The 15,739-nt window shown below is 60.4% G+C and carries 18 protein-coding genes; 9 read left to right on the top strand and 9 right to left on the bottom strand.

The features are described 5' to 3' along the window. Positions 1–225: 225 nt before the first annotated feature. The gene (locus tag M0808_RS26220; protein WP_247843001.1) at positions 226–672 is read right to left on the bottom strand and encodes a MarR family transcriptional regulator; all 447 of its coding nucleotides are present in this window, start codon (positions 670–672) and stop codon (positions 226–228) included. 82 nt (positions 673–754) lie between these two features. Here M0808_RS26220 and M0808_RS26225 point away from each other — a divergent pair, with 82 nt between their 5' ends. Next, the gene (locus tag M0808_RS26225) at positions 755–1,921 is read left to right on the top strand and encodes a PLP-dependent aminotransferase family protein (protein ID WP_247843002.1); all 1,167 of its coding nucleotides are present in this window, start codon (positions 755–757) and stop codon (positions 1,919–1,921) included. 167 nt (positions 1,922–2,088) lie between these two features. On the opposite strand, the gene M0808_RS26230 is transcribed toward M0808_RS26225, so the two are convergent. The 5 genes from M0808_RS26230 to M0808_RS26250 form a co-directional block, all read right to left on the bottom strand. Beyond that, positions 2,089–2,460, bottom strand: a complete 372-nt coding sequence (locus M0808_RS26230) for a glutathione S-transferase N-terminal domain-containing protein (RefSeq protein ID WP_007960660.1) — start codon at positions 2,458–2,460, stop codon at positions 2,089–2,091. 103 nt (positions 2,461–2,563) lie between these two features. Beyond that, the gene (gene folE, locus M0808_RS26235; protein WP_003442011.1) at positions 2,564–3,109 is read right to left on the bottom strand and encodes a GTP cyclohydrolase I FolE; all 546 of its coding nucleotides are present in this window, start codon (positions 3,107–3,109) and stop codon (positions 2,564–2,566) included. Between the two features lie 77 nt (positions 3,110–3,186). Next, on the bottom strand, positions 3,187–3,744 hold the full coding sequence (locus M0808_RS26240) for a Smr/MutS family protein (RefSeq protein ID WP_027613336.1): 558 nt from the start codon (positions 3,742–3,744) through the stop codon (positions 3,187–3,189). 74 nt (positions 3,745–3,818) lie between these two features. Next, positions 3,819–4,139 carry a hypothetical protein gene (locus M0808_RS26245; protein WP_007914024.1) on the bottom strand — a complete coding sequence of 107 codons (321 nt, stop codon included), beginning with the start codon at positions 4,137–4,139 and terminating at the stop codon, positions 3,819–3,821. A gap of 130 nt (positions 4,140–4,269) precedes the next feature. Further along, complete coding sequence (locus tag M0808_RS26250; RefSeq protein WP_003223193.1) at positions 4,270–4,860, bottom strand: cysteine hydrolase family protein; 591 nt, start codon at positions 4,858–4,860, stop codon at positions 4,270–4,272. 238 nt (positions 4,861–5,098) lie between these two features. Between M0808_RS26250 and prmB the strand changes: the two genes are divergently transcribed. Continuing rightward, positions 5,099–6,007 carry a 50S ribosomal protein L3 N(5)-glutamine methyltransferase gene (prmB, locus tag M0808_RS26255; protein ID WP_086794742.1) on the top strand — a complete coding sequence of 303 codons (909 nt, stop codon included), beginning with the start codon at positions 5,099–5,101 and terminating at the stop codon, positions 6,005–6,007. A 159-nt stretch (positions 6,008–6,166) separates the two neighbouring features. Here prmB and M0808_RS26260 read toward each other — a convergent pair whose 3' ends face one another. After that, positions 6,167–6,958 (bottom strand): hypothetical protein, encoded by a 792-nt coding sequence (locus M0808_RS26260; RefSeq protein ID WP_150369873.1) that lies wholly within the window; start codon positions 6,956–6,958, stop codon positions 6,167–6,169. Positions 6,959–7,057: 99 nt separating this feature from the next. Further along, complete coding sequence (locus tag M0808_RS26265) at positions 7,058–8,011, bottom strand: alpha/beta fold hydrolase (RefSeq protein WP_247843003.1); 954 nt, start codon at positions 8,009–8,011, stop codon at positions 7,058–7,060. Positions 8,012–8,141: 130 nt separating this feature from the next. Here M0808_RS26265 and aroC point away from each other — a divergent pair, with 130 nt between their 5' ends. The 5 genes from aroC (at position 8,142) to mtnC (ending at position 12,359) form a co-directional block, all read left to right on the top strand. Then, the gene (gene aroC / locus M0808_RS26270) at positions 8,142–9,233 is read left to right on the top strand and encodes a chorismate synthase (RefSeq protein ID WP_027613332.1); all 1,092 of its coding nucleotides are present in this window, start codon (positions 8,142–8,144) and stop codon (positions 9,231–9,233) included. Positions 9,234–9,264: 31 nt separating this feature from the next. Beyond that, complete coding sequence (locus tag M0808_RS26275) at positions 9,265–10,410, top strand: MFS transporter (protein WP_247843004.1); 1,146 nt, start codon at positions 9,265–9,267, stop codon at positions 10,408–10,410. Further along, entirely contained in the window at positions 10,407–11,033 is a 627-nt protein-coding gene (locus M0808_RS26280) for a methylthioribulose 1-phosphate dehydratase (protein ID WP_007959997.1), read from the top strand. Before M0808_RS26275 ends, M0808_RS26280 begins: the two co-directional genes overlap by 4 nt. A 92-nt stretch (positions 11,034–11,125) precedes the next feature. Continuing rightward, positions 11,126–11,671 (top strand): acireductone dioxygenase, encoded by a 546-nt coding sequence (locus M0808_RS26285; RefSeq protein ID WP_247843022.1) that lies wholly within the window; start codon positions 11,126–11,128, stop codon positions 11,669–11,671. A gap of 4 nt (positions 11,672–11,675) precedes the next feature. Next, positions 11,676–12,359 (top strand): acireductone synthase, encoded by a 684-nt coding sequence (mtnC, locus tag M0808_RS26290; protein ID WP_247843005.1) that lies wholly within the window; start codon positions 11,676–11,678, stop codon positions 12,357–12,359. Positions 12,360–12,551: 192 nt separating this feature from the next. Here mtnC and M0808_RS28610 read toward each other — a convergent pair whose 3' ends face one another. Then, positions 12,552–12,830 carry a DUF3509 domain-containing protein gene (locus tag M0808_RS28610; protein ID WP_027613327.1) on the bottom strand — a complete coding sequence of 93 codons (279 nt, stop codon included), beginning with the start codon at positions 12,828–12,830 and terminating at the stop codon, positions 12,552–12,554. A gap of 379 nt (positions 12,831–13,209) precedes the next feature. On the opposite strand from M0808_RS28610, the gene M0808_RS26300 reads away from it, so the two are divergent. Next, positions 13,210–15,048, top strand: coding sequence for a long-chain-acyl-CoA synthetase (locus tag M0808_RS26300; RefSeq protein WP_247843007.1), 1,839 nt, complete (start codon positions 13,210–13,212; stop codon positions 15,046–15,048). A 97-nt stretch (positions 15,049–15,145) separates the two neighbouring features. Next, the gene (locus M0808_RS26305) at positions 15,146–15,664 is read left to right on the top strand and encodes an ankyrin repeat domain-containing protein (protein WP_134785828.1); all 519 of its coding nucleotides are present in this window, start codon (positions 15,146–15,148) and stop codon (positions 15,662–15,664) included. Positions 15,665–15,739 lie beyond the last annotated feature (75 nt).

A 15,739-nucleotide genomic window follows, 5' to 3' on the forward strand; every position in this document is an offset into this window, starting at 1 on the left:
GCCCTTTGAGGCATACGCGAATTTGTTGACCATGCGGTCAGGAACTCGCACGCAGTGGATTATGCTTTTGTGTACAAATAAAGCAAATATTGTTTTTGGTTTTGTTTACGAAAGGTCAGGCGATAGGGATATATCGCCCTTGCGTGCCCCGCGAGCAAGTTCGCTCCCACATTTGAAATGCGTTCCACTGTGGGAGCGAGCTTGCTCGCGAAGAGGCCGTCCTATTCAATCGAGAGCTGCCTGAGTTTTTCCCAGCGCCATATTCACCGCCAACCACCCATCCACCGCCGCCTCCCCAGCCTCAGCAAACACCCGCTCGAGCAATTTCACCTGCTCACGCCGCAACGCCTGCTCAAACTTCTCACCTTCAGTAGTCAGCTCCAGCAGGCGCTTACGCTTGTCTGCCTCCGACGCCACGCTTTCCACAAGGTGCATTTCCTGCAACTGGCGCAGCGGCATGTTCAGCGCCTGTTTGCTGACGCCGAGCAATCCCAGCAATTCCTTCACGCTCAAATTCGGATAACGCGCGATGAAAAACACAATCCGCTGATGCACCCGGGAAAGGCCACGGCGCTCGAGCATTTCATCCGCTTTGGCGGTGAACGCCTGATAGCCGAAGAAAAACGCTTCCATCGCCTGCTGCTGGCTGGCGGGGTTTTTAAGGTCAAGCATGTTGACGTACTCGCTCAAGCTGTCGTAGTTTCAGTCAACCAGTTTGACTCATTTTTCCCAGGCCTCGCTACCGGTGACTCCCATGGCTTTTTCCGAACGTGTTTCGCGCCTTAAAAGTTCTCTGATCCGTGAAATCCTCGCCGCCGCCCAGCGCCCGGAGGTGATGTCGTTCGCCGGTGGCCTTCCCGCCGAAGCCATGCTGCCGAAAGTCGAATGGTCCGAGATGCCGCTGGCGCTTGGTCAGTACGGCATGAGCGAAGGCGAACCGGCGCTGCGTGAAGCGCTGGCGGCGCAGGCGCGGTCGTTGGGGCTGGAGTGCACGGCGAGTCAGGTGCTGGTGGTCAGCGGTTCCCAGCAGACCCTGGATCTGGCCGCCAAGTTATACATCGACAAAGGCACCGAAATCCTGCTGGAGGCGCCAACCTACCTGGCCGCGTTGCAGATCTTCCAGCTGTTCGGCGCCGATTGCCTGACCGTGCCGCAAGAGGCCGATGGCCCGAATCTGGCCCAACTGCGCAGTCGACTTGAGCAACATCGCCCGGCGTTCATCTACCTGATCCCGACGTTCCAGAACCCCTCCGCCGTGCGCTACAGCGAAGCCAAGCGCGCCGCCGTCGCCGCATTGCTCGATGAATTCGGCGTGACCCTGATCGAAGACGAGCCGTACCGCGAATTGACGTTCGATGGCGGCAGCGCCAAACCGATTGCGGGGCGCCTGCAGAAAGCCAGCTGGATCTACACCGGCACCGTGTCGAAAACCCTGCTGCCGGGCCTGCGCGTCGGCTACCTGATCGCCAGCCCGGACCTGTTTCCGCATTTGCTCAAGCTAAAACAGTCGGCGGATCTACACACCAACCGCATCGGCCAGTGGCAGGCGCTGCAATGGATCGGCAGTGAAAAATATCAGCAGCACCTGAGCGACCTGCGCGGTTTCTACCGGCAGCGCCGCGATGCTTTCCAATCAGCGCTGGAAACGCACTTTGCCGATCTGGCGGATTGGAACATGCCACAGGGCGGGTTGTTTTTCTGGCTGACGCTGAAGCAACCGCTGGATACGCGGACGTTGCTTAACGAGGCGCTGGCCAATGATGTGGCGTTCATGCCGGGCGAGCCGTTCTTTCCCGAACCGGATAAAAACCTCGGGCACCTGCGTTTGAATTTCAGTCACATCGATCCGGCGCGACTGGATGAAGGGCTTAAACGATTGGCGACGGTATTGAGGCAGGCGCAGATAGATCAAGCGGCCTGAAAAACGAATAAACCGGCTCTAGGGCCGGTTTATTTTTGTCTGGGATTTGCGTTGGCTGGGAGGGCCTCTTCGCGAGCAAGCCCGCTCCCACAATGGGCTGTGGCGTTCACAAAACCTGTGGGAGCGGGCTTGCTCGCGAAGGCGTCAATCAACCCACCACATAATCATCAGACCGCCGCAAACCGCTTATCCAGATAATCAATGATCACCTTGGACTCATACATCCACGTGGTCTGCCCATTCTCTTCAATGCGCAGGCACGGCACCTTGATCTTGCCGCCCTGGTCCAGCAGCGTCTGGCGATCCTGTTCGTTGTTCTTCGCGTCCTTCAGTGCGACCGGCACATTCAGGCGACGCAGCGTACGGCGGGTTTTCACGCAGAACGGGCAGGCGTGGAACTGATACAGGGTCAGGCCTTTGGCGGCGGCGTTGACTTGCGCCTGTACTTCGGCGGGGCGTTGTTTCTTGCCCGGGCGGGTGATGAAGTCAATGAAGATGATCAGTTGGCCAAGGCCGACACGAAGCGCTTTTACGAACACGTTGAAAGCCTCACGGTGCAAAGAGAGAAGGGCGCGCAGCTTACCCGATTTTTCGCGGACGAAAAAAAACCGGCGATCAACGCCGGTTTTTTTCTGCAGCCGATTACTTGATCAGGCTGAGGAACTCGCTGCGAGTCGCCGCGTTTTCGCGGAACTCACCGAGCATCACCGAAGTGATCATCGACGAATTCTGTTTCTCGACACCGCGCATCATCATGCACATGTGCTTGGCCTCGATCACCACGGCCACGCCCAGTGCTCCGGTGACTTGCATCACCGCATCGGCGATCTGCCGGCTGAGGTTTTCCTGGATCTGCAGGCGGCGGGCGTACATGTCGACGATCCGCGCGACCTTCGACAGGCCCAGCACCTTGCCGCTCGGGATATACGCGACGTGCGCCTTGCCGATGAACGGCAGCAGGTGGTGTTCGCACAACGAGTACAGCTCGATGTCCTTGACCAGCACCATTTCGCTGTTGTCGGAGCTGAACAGGGCACCGTTGGTGACCTCTTCGAGCGTCTGTTCATAACCGCGGCAGAGGTACTGCATGGCTTTGGCGGCACGCTTTGGCGTGTCGAGCAGGCCCTCGCGGGACACGTCCTCGCCCAGTTGGCCGAGAATCGCGGTGTAATTCTGTTCCAGGGACATGAAACTACCTGTGGGGATTTTCGCAAAGGGCAAGGGTACGGTGGCGGACACAACCCTGCAAGTTCGGTGTAACGCGATTATTCGTCGCGGCCTTCCATCATGGTGCGTTTGAGCATCACGTACACCGCGCCGGCACCGCCGTGTTTCGCCTGGCACGAGCAGAAACCGAGCACTTGCGGATGCTGACGCAGCCAGGTGTTGACGTGGCTTTTGATCATCGGCCGCTTGCCGTCCAGGCGCACGGCCTTGCCGTGGGTGACGCGCACGCAGCGGATTTCGAATTTGGTCGCTTCGGCGAGAAAGGCCCAGAGGGTCTCGCGGGCTTTTTCGACGTTCATGCCGTGCAGGTCGAGGCTGCCTTCGAACGGGATCTGGCCGATCTTGAGCTTGCGCATCTGGCTTTCCTGCACCCCGTCGCGGGCCCACATCAACTCGTCTTCGGGGCCGACGTCGATCACGAACTGATCGGACAGGCCATCCACGGTGGTGGTGTCGGTGCGCACGGTGGCGGACTGGCGCAGTTTGGCGATCTGCGCGCGGTCAGCCTTGGGTTTGCCAGTGTCGGCGCGGTCGTGCTTGATCGGCTTGACGCCTTGGATCGCACTTTTGAACAGGGAAAAATCGTCGTCTTGCATGTCAGCCTCCGCGAAGGGCGGCCAGTTTACCCAAGTCGAAACAAAACGGCCCGGCAAAAAGCCAGGCCGTGGAGTCAGTCGTGTTTTTTCATCAGGTGCGGGGACATGTTCAGCTCCCGCGATTGCCTGGCGCGACGCCGGCATCGACGCCACAGCGCCACACCGAAATACAGGAACAACAAGCCGACCGCGAGAATGATCGCCGAACCCATCGGCGTGGCATTCAAATCGCCGAGCGCCGGCGGGCGCCCCAGCAGGCTGGCGGCACCGGCCATCGCCAGCAGCACACCGAACGTCGCCAGAATGGCGGCGATCGCTGCGCCGAATCGAAAACGCCAGTTACTTTGGCCTTTGGGCCGCAAGCGGCGTGCGTCAAATCCATCGGATAACTTCATTCCGACCTTCCTCAATGGGTATCGGCCCTTCGACCGGGAGTTGACCGGGTTGTTCCTGAGGCTAAGGCAATTGAAGCAAATGCGAGGCTTTTGCGGATGAGCGGCGTGCTGAGCCGCTCATCAGAGCAGATCAGATCAGATCTTGAGTCAGGGCAAGGGTGGCGAAGTTGTCGGCCATGATCGCCATTTCCGCTTCCTGCACCACGGCGGCGCTGAGCACGCGGCCCTTGAACGGCAGGTCACGGGTGGCGCAGGCGTCTTCGACCAGGGTGCAACGGAAGCCCAGGTTCTTCGCCGCGCGCACGGTGGTGCTGACGCTGGAGTGGCTCATGAAGCCGCAGACGATCAGGTCCAGCGAGCCAAGATTCTGCAAACGGTCGAGCAGTTCGGTGCCGTGGAACGCGCTCGGCAGCAGTTTGCCGATGATGGTTTCATCGCCCTGTGGTTCAAGACCGGGGATGAATTCGCCGCGTTCGCCCTGCGGGTCGAACAGGCCACCGACGGTGCCGAGATGACGCACGTGCACGATCGGCCGACCGGCTGCACGGGCCGCGGCGACCAGTTGTTTGATGTTCGCGACGGCCGCGTCCATGCCGCTCAGGGCCAGCGGGCCACTGAGGTACTCTTTCTGGGCATCGATGATGACCACGGTGGCATGGCTCAGTGTGGCCGCTGCGTAACCGCGGCCGCTGAGTTGAAACATCGTTTTTGGAACGGACATTCGGGGCTCCTTGGGGTGGGGCTTTTGCGGCATTGTCCTCTGGCTGAGCGGTTCTGTGAACCGCTACCATCGTAGGCAGCGTCGTTACTGGCCTGCAGCCTTGTCAAGTTACACGTTCTGTTCAATAGCTGATGCAAAAAACAGAAAAGTCCTACTGTCGGCCGCGAATGTTTCCCGCGTCGTCGTGACGCGTTTTGGCTGGTAGAATCGCCAGTCGTTTTTTCTGGAGTTCTGCCCCGTGATCACTTCCCGACTTCGTACCCTGCGCGACCATATCCGTTGGGCCGTCAGCCGCTTCCATGGGGAGGATCTGTTTTTCGGTCATGGCACCGACAACGCCTGGGATGAAGCCCGGCAGTTGGTGCTCGGTGCCTTGCACCTGCCGTGGGAGATCGCCGACAGCTACCTCGACTGTGCGCTGGAAGACGACGAGCTGGTCAACCTGCAACGCCTGCTCAAGCGCCGCATCGAAGAGCGCATCCCGACTGCGTACCTGTTGGGTGAGGCATGGTTCTGCGGCATGTCGTTCATCGTCGATGAGCGCGTGCTGATCCCGCGTTCGCCGATTGGCGAGCTGATCGAAAACCGCTTCGCACCGTGGATCGGCGACGAGCCGGCACGCATCCTCGACCTGTGCACCGGCTCGGGCTGCATCGGGATCGCCTGCGCCTACGAGTTCCAGAACGCTGAAGTGGTGCTGGCCGATCTGTCGTTCGAAGCGCTGGAAGTGGCCAACCAGAACATCGAGCGCCATGGCGTCGATGAGCGTGTGTACACCGTGCAGGGCGATGGTTTCGATGGCCTGCCGGGGCAGCGTTTCGACCTGATCGTGTCGAACCCGCCGTACGTTGATGCCGAAGATTTCGCCGACATGCCGGACGAATACCAGCACGAACCGGAGCTGGGCCTGGCCTGCGGAGATGACGGTCTGAACCTGGTACGGCGGATGCTCGCCGAAGCGGCGGATCACCTGACCGAGAAGGGTTTGCTGATTGTTGAAGTGGGCAACAGCCAAGTGCACGTTGAAGCGCTGTACCCGGAAGTCGATTTTGCCTGGCTCGAATTCGAGCGCGGCGGGCATGGTGTGTTCATGCTGACGGCGGAGCAGTGCCGCGATCATCAGGCCTTGTTCGCTTCCCGCGTCTGACCTGACTGACTTTTGTGGCGAGGGAGCTTGCTCCCGCTGGTCTGCGAAGCAGACCCAAAATATGCAATGACGGTGCACCAGACATACCGCATGTGCATGTTTTACGACTGCTTCGCAGTCGAGCGGGAGCAAGCTCCCTCGCCACAGGTCAACGCTGATTCAGCGGTGCGTAGCAATCCAGATCAACAATCCCGCCTGAAACACCGCAAACGCCACCAGACAGGTAATGGTAAAGCGCAATCCAGCGTCTTCACGCTTGAACTTGCTGACCTTGTCTTCCTGCTTCTTCAGCTTCACTTCCTGCTCGGCGAGGTTCTGCTCGGCCTGTTGCAGCATCTGCGCTGCTTCGAGAATCTCGACGATCTGCAGCTTCTCGCTGTTCCAGTCGCCCAGCAAGTCACCGACTTGCACCTCTTTGACGCTGCCCTTCAGATGCTGGGCATCGGCGTACACCACATCAAAACCATGCACGCGCAAGAAGTGATCGCGACGCAGGCGGGTGTCTTCGTTCAGCGCGTCCTTGTTGTTCAAGTCCATGCCGTCGACGGTGTAGGCGGGCCAGCGTTTTTTCGCCCAGTTGATGCCTTGCGCGGCCATGAAACGACCGATGCCACGGTTCAGCGGTTCGATCTGCAAGCCGCTGTCCGGGCCGAAGTGCACACGTTTGCTGGTGTGATCGACCCACACGTCGAGGTGGTTCTGCTCTTTGCGCACGCGCTGACCGGGCAGTTTGATCGCCATGCGCATCAGGCTGTGTTCTTTGCTGTTGCGCTCGGCATAGCCGAACTCGACAAAGCGCAACGGCCGGCCACCGGTGTGACGGTCAGTCTGCAACGGCGCCAGGCGGAGCATCTTGTGGTGCTCGACGCTGACGTCCGCCCATGGCAGCTCGACCGCTGGCGGTGCGTCTTTTTCAGCGGTGGTGTCGGGTGAAGTCGGGGTATCAGTCATAACGGCGAGATCCTGTCCAAGCCCTGCTTGTCGCCAGCCGGTACGCTGGCGACAAAGGCTTATCGGCCGCTTTTTGCAGGACTAGAGGGTAAACGCCGTTTAACGGGTGTGAAGTCCGTCAATAAACTCGATGAGTTTCCCACCCAATTCCGCCGCCAGTGGCAAATTGGGGTCCTTGTACGAGGCCAATTGCCGCTTCACATCGGCGGGGACGATGCGCATGACGTGGTTCATGCCTTCGATCACCACCAGTTCGGCGTCGGGTTTGGCCGCTTTGAGCGCCTGCGCATCGCCCACGCCGACCTGCATGTCGTTGCTGCCCTGGACGATCAGCGTAGGCATCTTCAGTTGCGCAAAAGCCTTGGCCGGGTCCTGGCGGAACAGCGAAATCAGATACGGCTGCACGCTCGGGCGGAAGATCGGTTGCAACGGCGCCGGCACGTCGGCATCGGTGTGACCGGCCTTGAGGCTGTCGAGAATCTGGTTGCTGCGCAACATCAACGGTGGCGGCAGGCTGCGCGCCAGTTGTTCGCGGATTACCTGATCCACCGGGCGGGCGCTGCCGGACAGCGAAATCAGCGCAGCGGCGTCGGCACGCGGGGCGGCGAGGGTGGCAATCAGTGCACCTTCGCTGTGACCGAGCAGAATCAACGGGCCGAAACGCGGGTCGCTTTTCAGCTTCTGGCTCCACGCCACGGCGTCGTCGACGTAGCCTTCCACCGACAGATTGCGCTCGTCAGGTGTGGCCGGCCGGCTCGCAGCCACCCCGCGCTTGTCATAGCGCACGCTGGCGATGTTGTGTTTGGCCAGCACCCAGGCCAGCCGCTTGAGGCTGTCATTGCGCCCGCCATCGGGGTTGTTGCCGTCACGATCTGTAGGACCGGAGCCGGCAAGGATCAGGACAACCGGCACTGGGTTGTCGGATTTTGGCAGCAACAGCGAGCCGAAAAGTTCACCGCTCCCGGTATCCAGAGAGATCGGGCGCTGCAGGACAGTCGCGTGGGCAAAACCGGTAAACAGGGTAAGACTCAAGATCAGAACTCGCAGCATCATCACGCCATCATTCGCCAAGGTGCCGGTTGGACTCACCAACACCACTAAGGTTCGAGGATGAACTACTCGGTTAGCCTGCGTATACTGGCGCGCATCACGAATTCGGGTTTGATTTCACGGAGCGTCCTGCATGTCCGGCAATACCTACGGCAAGTTGTTCACTGTCACCACCGCTGGCGAGAGCCATGGTCCGGCGTTGGTCGCCATTGTCGACGGCTGCCCGCCGGGCCTGGAGATCTCCCTCGAAGACCTGCAGCGCGACCTCGATCGGCGCAAGCCAGGCACCAGCCGCCACACCACCCAGCGTCAGGAAGCCGATGAAGTCGAAATCCTTTCCGGCGTGTTCGAGGGCCGCACCACCGGTTGCTCGATCGGCCTGCTGATCCGCAACACCGACCAGAAGTCCAAGGACTACTCGGCGATCAAGGATCTGTTCCGCCCGGCGCACGCCGACTACACCTACCACCACAAATACGGCGAGCGCGACTACCGTGGTGGCGGTCGCAGCTCGGCGCGGGAAACCGCGATGCGTGTCGCGGCAGGTGCGATTGCCAAAAAGTATCTGGCCAGCCAGGGCATCGTCATCCGTGGCTACATGAGCCAGCTCGGCCCGATCGAAATCCCGTTCAAGACCTGGGATTCGGTGGAACAGAACGCGTTCTTCAGCCCGGATCCGGACAAGGTCCCGGAACTGGAAGCCTACATGGACCAGTTGCGCCGCGATCAGGACTCGGTCGGGGCGAAGATCACCGTAGTCGCCGAAGGCGTGATGCCGGGCCTCGGCGAGCCGATTTTCGACCGCCTCGACGCTGAACTGGCGCATGCGCTGATGAGCATCAACGCGGTGAAAGGCGTGGAAATCGGCGCCGGTTTCGCCTGCGTCGCCCAGCGCGGCACCGAGCATCGCGATGAACTGACCCCGCAAGGTTTCCTCAGCAACAATGCTGGCGGCATTCTCGGTGGCATCTCGTCCGGTCAGCCGATCGTCGCGCATCTGGCACTGAAGCCGACGTCGAGCATCACCACCCCGGGCCGTTCGATCGACATCCACGGCAACCCGGTGGACGTGATCACCAAGGGCCGTCACGACCCGTGCGTCGGCATCCGCGCCACGCCGATTGCCGAAGCGATGATGGCCATCGTGCTGATGGATCACCTGCTGCGTCATCGTGGGCAGAACGCCGACGTGCGCGTCAGCACCCCGGTGCTGGGTCAGCTTTGATGGTTGATCGCCAAGCCGTCGCGGTCTGACCGTGGCGGCGCTCCCGTACTGGCGGCTGTCCAGTTTCTATCTGTTCTATTTCGCCTTGCTCGGCTCGACAGCGCCGTTTCTGGCGCTGTACTTCGATCATCTCGGCTTCAGCCCTGCGCGCATCGGCGAGCTGGTGGCGATCCCGATGCTGATGCGCTGTGTGGCGCCGAACATCTGGGGCTGGCTCGGCGACTACACCGGCAAACGCCTGGCCATCGTGCGCTTCGGTGCGGTGTGTACGCTGCTGACGTTCTCGCTGATTTTCGTCAGCAAGACCTACGCCTGGCTGGCGATGGTCATGGCGTTGCACGCGTTCTTCTGGCACGCGGTGCTGCCGCAGTTCGAAGTCATCACCCTCGCGCACTTGCAGGGGCAAACCTCGCGCTACAGCCAGATTCGCCTGTGGGGCTCGATCGGTTTCATCATCACCGTGGTCGCGCTGGGCCGTTTGTTCGAATGGCTGAGCCTCGACATCTACCCGGCGGCGCTGGTGCTGATCATGGCCGGCATCGTCCTCAGCAGCCTGTGGGTGCCGAACGCGCAGCCGCCGCAAGGTAATCGGCCGAGCGGGGAGGGCTTTCTCAAGCAGCTGCGCAGCCCCGGTGTGCTGGCGTTTTACGCCTGTGTCGCGCTGATGCAGATGAGCCACGGCCCGTATTACACCTTTCTGACCTTGCACCTTGAACGCCTCGGTTACACACGTGGCACAATCGGCATGCTCTGGGCCGTGGGCGTGGTCGCCGAGGTGCTGATGTTCATGGCGATGAGCCGGATTCTCGTGCGCTTTTCATTGCGTCGGGTGCTGATGGCGAGTTTTCTGCTGGCGGCGCTGCGCTGGTTGCTGCTAGGTTCGTTCGCCGAATTCCTCTGGGTACTGTTGTTGGCCCAGGTGCTGCACGCGGCGACCTTCGGCAGCTTTCATGCGGCTGCCATCGCGTTCGTGCAACGTAGCTTCGGTGCGCGTCAGCAAGGTCAGGGGCAGGCGCTGTACGCGGCACTGGCCGGCACCGGTGGCGCGCTGGGCGCGTTGTATTCCGGTTACAGCTGGAATGCCCTCGGCGCGACATTGACCTTTAGTATTGCCAGTCTCGCGGCGCTCGCTGCTGCCGTTATCATTGCCACACGTATGCAAGAGGACAGGCCATGAGCCTTACGCGTGAACAGCTCGCCCAGCAGATCGTCGACGCCGGGCGTTTTCTTTATGGTCGCGGCTGGTCGCCGGCCACCAGCAGCAATTACTCGACGCGTCTGTCGCCGAGCGAAGCGCTGCTGACCGTGTCCGGCAAGCACAAGGGCCAGTTGGGCCTGGACGACGTGCTCGCCACGGATTTGTCCGGCAACAGCCTGGAACCGGGCAAAAAGCCCTCCGCCGAAACCCTGCTGCACACCCAGCTGTATAGCTGGCGCCCGGAGATCGGCGCGGTGCTGCACACCCATTCGGTGAACGCCACAGTGCTGTCGCGCCTGACGCCGCAAGACTTTATCGAGTTCGAAGACTACGAACTGCAAAAAGCCTTCAGCGGCATCTCGACCCACGAGTCGCGGGTACGCGTGCCGATCTTCGACAACGATCAGGACATTGCGCGCCTTGCCGCCAAGGTGCAGCCTTGGCTTGACGCCCATCCCGATTGCGTCGGTTACCTGATTCGCGGCCACGGCCTCTACACCTGGGGCGCGCAGATGAGCGATGCCCTGCGGCAGATCGAGGCCTTCGAATTCCTGTTTGAATGCGAGTTGAAAACCCGCAGCGTCATGAACCGCCAAGGCTGACTTCACCAGAAGCCGCCCATTTGCCTGATGAAATGCACTGCCCGACCGGTCTGCAAGAGCCGGACGGCAAGGCCGATACCGAGGAATTGCCCATGAGCAGCCTGTCCGTCTATCACGTATCCAGCCCCGAGATTCCGAACAAGGTGCTGACCCATTTCGAAGACATCGCCTCGACGCTCGCCGAGCACGGCGTGCGCTTCGACCGCTGGCAAGCCGCGGCGAAGATCCAGCCCGGCGCCAGCCAGGAAGAGGTGATCAGCGCCTATCAGGAGCAGATCGACAAGCTGATGACCGAGCGCGGTTACATCACCGTCGATGTGATCAGCCTCAACAGCGATCACCCGCAAAAAGCCGAACTCCGCGCCAAGTTCCTTGAAGAACACCGCCATGGTGAAGACGAAGTGCGCTTTTTTGTTGCCGGTCGTGGCCTGTTTACCCTGCACATCGACGATTATGTCTACGCGGTGTTGTGCGAGAAGAACGACCTGATCTCGGTGCCGGCCGGTACCAAGCACTGGTTCGACATGGGCGAGCACCCGCACTTCGTGGCGATTCGCCTGTTCAACAACCCGGAAGGCTGGGTCGCGAATTTCACCGGCGAAGCCATCGCCGGGCGCTTCCCACGTCTGGAGGACTGAGCTGATGTCGATCAAAGCCATTGTCACTGACATTGAAGGCACCACCAGCGCGGTGAGTTTCGTTTTTGATGTGCTGTTCCCGTATGCGGCCAAACACCTGCCGGATTTTGTTCGGCAGAACGCCGAACGTGCCGATGTGGCTGAGCAACTCGACGCCGTGCGTCGCGACAGCAATGCACCGCAGGCCGATGTTGAACGGGTTGTTGAAATTCTCTTGAGCTGGATCGAGGAAGATCGCAAAGCCACGCCGCTCAAAGCCTTGCAAGGCATGGTCTGGGCCCAGGGTTATCACGCCGGGCAGTTGAAGGGCCACGTGTACCCGGATGCCGTTGAAGCGCTCAAGCGCTGGCATCAGGCCGGTTATCAACTGTTTGTGTATTCGTCGGGTTCGATCCAGGCGCAGAAGCTGATTTTCGGCTGCTCCGAGGCGGGAGATCTGACACCGCTGTTCAGCGGGTATTTCGATACCACGTCGGGGCCCAAGCGTGAGGCGCAGTCTTACACCAACATTCAACAGGCGATTGGTGTCGAACCGCAGGACATTCTGTTTCTGTCCGACATCCTTGAGGAGCTGGATGCCGCTCAATCGGCAGGCCTGCAGACCTGCGGCCTGGCGCGCGAGGGTGGGGAGCTGGGCAGCCATATCACCGTCGACAGCTTCACCGGCATCGAACCCGAAGCCTTTTAACCACCCTCGATCCAATGTGGGAGCGGGCTTGCTCGCGAAAGCGGTGTGTCAGCCAAATATTTTTGACTGACACACCGCTTTCGCGAGCAAGCCCGCTCCCACACGGAGTTTTGCATCAGCCAAAAAAACAGGCCGGACAGTGAAAGCTGTCCGGCCTGTTTTTGTTTAAAGCTGTTTAAAGCTTCGAATCAATTACAGCGAGTGATACGTCGGCAGGGCAAAACGCTGCTGGCTTTGCAGCATCGCAATCTGCGGCAGTTCACTGGCTTCTTCCGCCAGGTCACGACGGATCGCGCTGATCGCCCACGACAGTTGGTCGGCGTTGTGCATTTGCTGATACGTCAGGGCGCGCTTGAACACTTTGCCTTCGCTGCTGCGCAGAGTCAGCAGGATCCCGCCATCGGGACGTGGCGCAGTGGTGACGTTGAAGTTGGAGAACAGCGAGGTAAATTTTTCTTGGATCAGGCTCATGTCTTTCAGCTCCGTATGCACTTGAATGGCAAGCATGCAGAGGAGGTTGCAGCGATTGTGCCAGCACACAAAAAAATAAAAATTCTTATAAATCAATAAGTTAAAAATCGTGAAATTTGCATTCGTCGTGCAATCTGCATGAATGGCCATCGTGCATCCTGCATTTTGCGGGATTCTCATGAGTTGAACGGAACCAAAAGGCAAAGTCGTAATCACCGCCGCCAGGCGTGACAGGGCGGATACAAAACATTGCAAAAACCGCGTGTACAGCCCGCGAAGCGCTGACGTATTTTCGATCTCGACCTTGCCCACAACGCAGGTCATGCCCACAGCCCGAACAATAAAAAAACCGGCCGACCAGGCCGACCGGGGAGCTGCCATGCGTCACGCGTCGAGCGACACGATTACCTGGAGCATGATGCTCCGCAAACTGCCGACGATCGCCAAAGCCATCCCGCGGGTGGTCAAGGGCATGAAAGTCGCCAACGTCACGGATCCGACCCAAACGTGTGGCCTCGGCTGGACCTTCGAGCAAGCAACGCTGCGCAATCCAGAGGGGCAGGCGATCTTGCAGGACGACGTCTTGCTGACCTATGCGCAGGTCAACCAGTGGGCCAACCGCATCGCCCACTATCTGAGCGCGCAGGGCATCGGCAAGGGCGACGTGGTCGCGGTGTTCATCGAAAATCGTCCCGAGCTGCTGGTGACCATTCTGGCGCTGGCCAAACTCGGCGCGGTCAGTGCGCTGCTCAATACTTCGCAAACCCGCGACACACTGATTCACAGCGTAAATCTGGTGGCGCCGGTGGCGATTGTCCTCGGTGAGGAATTGCAGCCGGCGTTTGCCGCGATCCGCGAGCAGGTGTCGATCCCGGCGCAGCGCACCTGGTTTATCGCCGACCGTGACACCTATAGCCACCCAGGCATTGCGCCCGAGGGCTACGTCAATCTGATCAGTGCCAGTGCTGACGCCTGCACTGAAAACCCGCCCAGCAGCGGCGAAGTGTTCTTCAACGACCCGTGCTTTTACATCTACACCTCCGGCACCACCGGCCTGCCCAAGGCCGGGGTGTTCAAGCACGGCCGCTGGATGCGCAGCTCGGCCAGCTTCGGCATGATCGCCCTGAACATGTGCCCCAACGATGTCGTCTATTGCACCTTGCCGCTGTACCACGCCACCGGCCTCTGCGTGTGCTGGGGCTCGGCGATCAACGGCGCTTCCGGGTTCGCGATCCGTCGCAAGTTCAGCGCCAGTCAGTTCTGGCCGGACGTGCGTCGCTACAACGCGACCACCCTCGGCTATGTCGGCGAATTGTGCCGTTATCTGGTCGATCAACCGCCCAGCGCCGATGACAGCCGTCACGCGGTGCGCAAGATGATCGGCAACGGCTTGCGTCCCGGCGCCTGGGCCGAGTTCAAGACCCGGTTTGCCGTCGAGCACATCTGCGAGCTGTACGCGGCGAGCGACGGCAATATCGGCTTCAGCAATATCCTCAACTTCGACAACACCATCGGTTTTTCGCTGATGGCCTGGGAGCTGGTGGCGTACGATCACGACAGCGGTCAGCCGTTGCGCAGCGCCGACGGCTTCATGCGCAAGGTCGGCAAGGGCGAACAGGGCTTGCTGCTGGCACGGATCGACGAAAAAGCCCCGCTGGACGGTTACACCGACCCACAGAAAACCGCCAAGGTGGTGTTGCACGATGTGTTCAGCAAGGGCGACCGCTTCTTCAACACCGGCGACCTGCTGCGCAATATCGGTTTTGGCCATGCACAATTCGTCGATCGGCTCGGCGACACCTATCGCTGGAAGGGCGAAAACGTCTCGACCACTGAAGTGGAAAACCTGCTGCTGCAGCATCCGCATATCTCTGAGGCCGTCGCCTACGGCGTCGAAGTGCGCAACACCAACGGTCGCGCCGGCATGGCGGCAATCACGCCCGCCGAGTCACTGGCGACCATGGATTTCGCCGAATTGCTGGCGTTCGCCCGCCAGCGTATGCCGGCCTATGCGGTGCCGCTGTTTCTGCGGGTGAAGGTGAAAATGGAAACCACCGGGACTTTCAAATACCAGAAGACCCGACTGAAAAACGAAGGCTTCGACCCCGGCCTGACGGGCGATGACCCGATCTACGCGTGGCTGCCCGGCAGCCAGACTTACGTGCAAGTGACGGATCAGGTGCTGGCCGATATTCATCAAGGCAAATACCGTTATTGAGATTGGCTATGGCACGACTTGAGAAAAAGGGGGTGACAGCTATCGTCGCGCTCGGGAAACTGTCGGCTTTGCGAATAACCGAAAGTGGAGTTGCCCTATGTCTGACCAGAGCCGCCAGATGACCCCTGAAGAAGCTGCCGAATTCACCGAGCAGGTGTTCAACAAGGCGCGCGAAGGTGATGCGCTGATGCTCGATCGGCTGATCAGCGCCGGTTTGCCGGTGAACCTGAAAAACAGCAAGGGCGACACGCTGTTGATGCTCGCCAGTTACTATGGCCACGTCGACGCCGTGCAGGTGCTGCTCAAACACAAGGCCGACCCGGAGCTGCGTAACGGCAACGGCCAGAGCCCGATTGCCGGCGCCGCGTTCAAGGGCGATCTGGCGGTGGTCAAGGCACTGGTGGAAGCGGGCGCCGAGATCGAAGGCTCGTCGTTCGATGGCCGCACCGCGCTGATGATGGCGGCGATGTTCAACCGTGTTGAAATCGTTGATTACCTGATCAGCAAGGGCGCCGACCCGCAAGCCAAGGATGCCAATGGCGTCACCGCGCTGGACGCGGCCCGCACCATGGGCGCGGTCGATACCACGGCGCAGCTGGAAAAACTGCTGGCCTGAGGACTGTTGAGATTCTGTGGCGAGGGAGCTTGCTCCCGCTCCAGTGCGCAGCGCTGGCAAAAATGCTGAGCCCAC

Source organism: Pseudomonas sp. MWU12-3103b, from assembly GCF_023100615.1.
GTDB classification, from domain to species: Bacteria; Pseudomonadota; Gammaproteobacteria; order Pseudomonadales; family Pseudomonadaceae; genus Aquipseudomonas; species Aquipseudomonas putida_A.

Excerpts from the sequence above, each read along its gene's own strand:
- M0808_RS26280 (WP_007959997.1), top strand. The coding sequence starts at position 10,407 with ATGAGCCTTACGCGTGAACAGCTCGCCCAGCAGATCGTCGACGCCGGG.
- M0808_RS26285 (WP_247843022.1), top strand. The coding sequence starts at position 11,126 with ATGAGCAGCCTGTCCGTCTATCACGTATCCAGCCCCGAGATTCCGAAC.
- M0808_RS26305 (WP_134785828.1), top strand. The coding sequence starts at position 15,146 with ATGTCTGACCAGAGCCGCCAGATGACCCCTGAAGAAGCTGCCGAATTC.
- M0808_RS26245 (WP_007914024.1), bottom strand. The coding sequence starts at position 4,139 with ATGAAGTTATCCGATGGATTTGACGCACGCCGCTTGCGGCCCAAAGGC.
- mtnC (WP_247843005.1), top strand. The coding sequence starts at position 11,676 with ATGTCGATCAAAGCCATTGTCACTGACATTGAAGGCACCACCAGCGCG.
- M0808_RS26220 (WP_247843001.1), bottom strand. The coding sequence starts at position 672 with ATGCTTGACCTTAAAAACCCCGCCAGCCAGCAGCAGGCGATGGAAGCG.
- M0808_RS26250 (WP_003223193.1), bottom strand. The coding sequence starts at position 4,860 with ATGTCCGTTCCAAAAACGATGTTTCAACTCAGCGGCCGCGGTTACGCA.
- M0808_RS26260 (WP_150369873.1), bottom strand. The coding sequence starts at position 6,958 with ATGACTGATACCCCGACTTCACCCGACACCACCGCTGAAAAAGACGCA.
- aroC (WP_027613332.1), top strand. The coding sequence starts at position 8,142 with ATGTCCGGCAATACCTACGGCAAGTTGTTCACTGTCACCACCGCTGGC.
- M0808_RS28610 (WP_027613327.1), bottom strand. The coding sequence starts at position 12,830 with ATGAGCCTGATCCAAGAAAAATTTACCTCGCTGTTCTCCAACTTCAAC.
- M0808_RS26225 (WP_247843002.1), top strand. The coding sequence starts at position 755 with ATGGCTTTTTCCGAACGTGTTTCGCGCCTTAAAAGTTCTCTGATCCGT.
- M0808_RS26265 (WP_247843003.1), bottom strand. The coding sequence starts at position 8,011 with ATGATGCTGCGAGTTCTGATCTTGAGTCTTACCCTGTTTACCGGTTTT.
- M0808_RS26240 (WP_027613336.1), bottom strand. The coding sequence starts at position 3,744 with ATGCAAGACGACGATTTTTCCCTGTTCAAAAGTGCGATCCAAGGCGTC.
- M0808_RS26300 (WP_247843007.1), top strand. The coding sequence starts at position 13,210 with ATGCGTCACGCGTCGAGCGACACGATTACCTGGAGCATGATGCTCCGC.
- folE (WP_003442011.1), bottom strand. The coding sequence starts at position 3,109 with ATGTCCCTGGAACAGAATTACACCGCGATTCTCGGCCAACTGGGCGAG.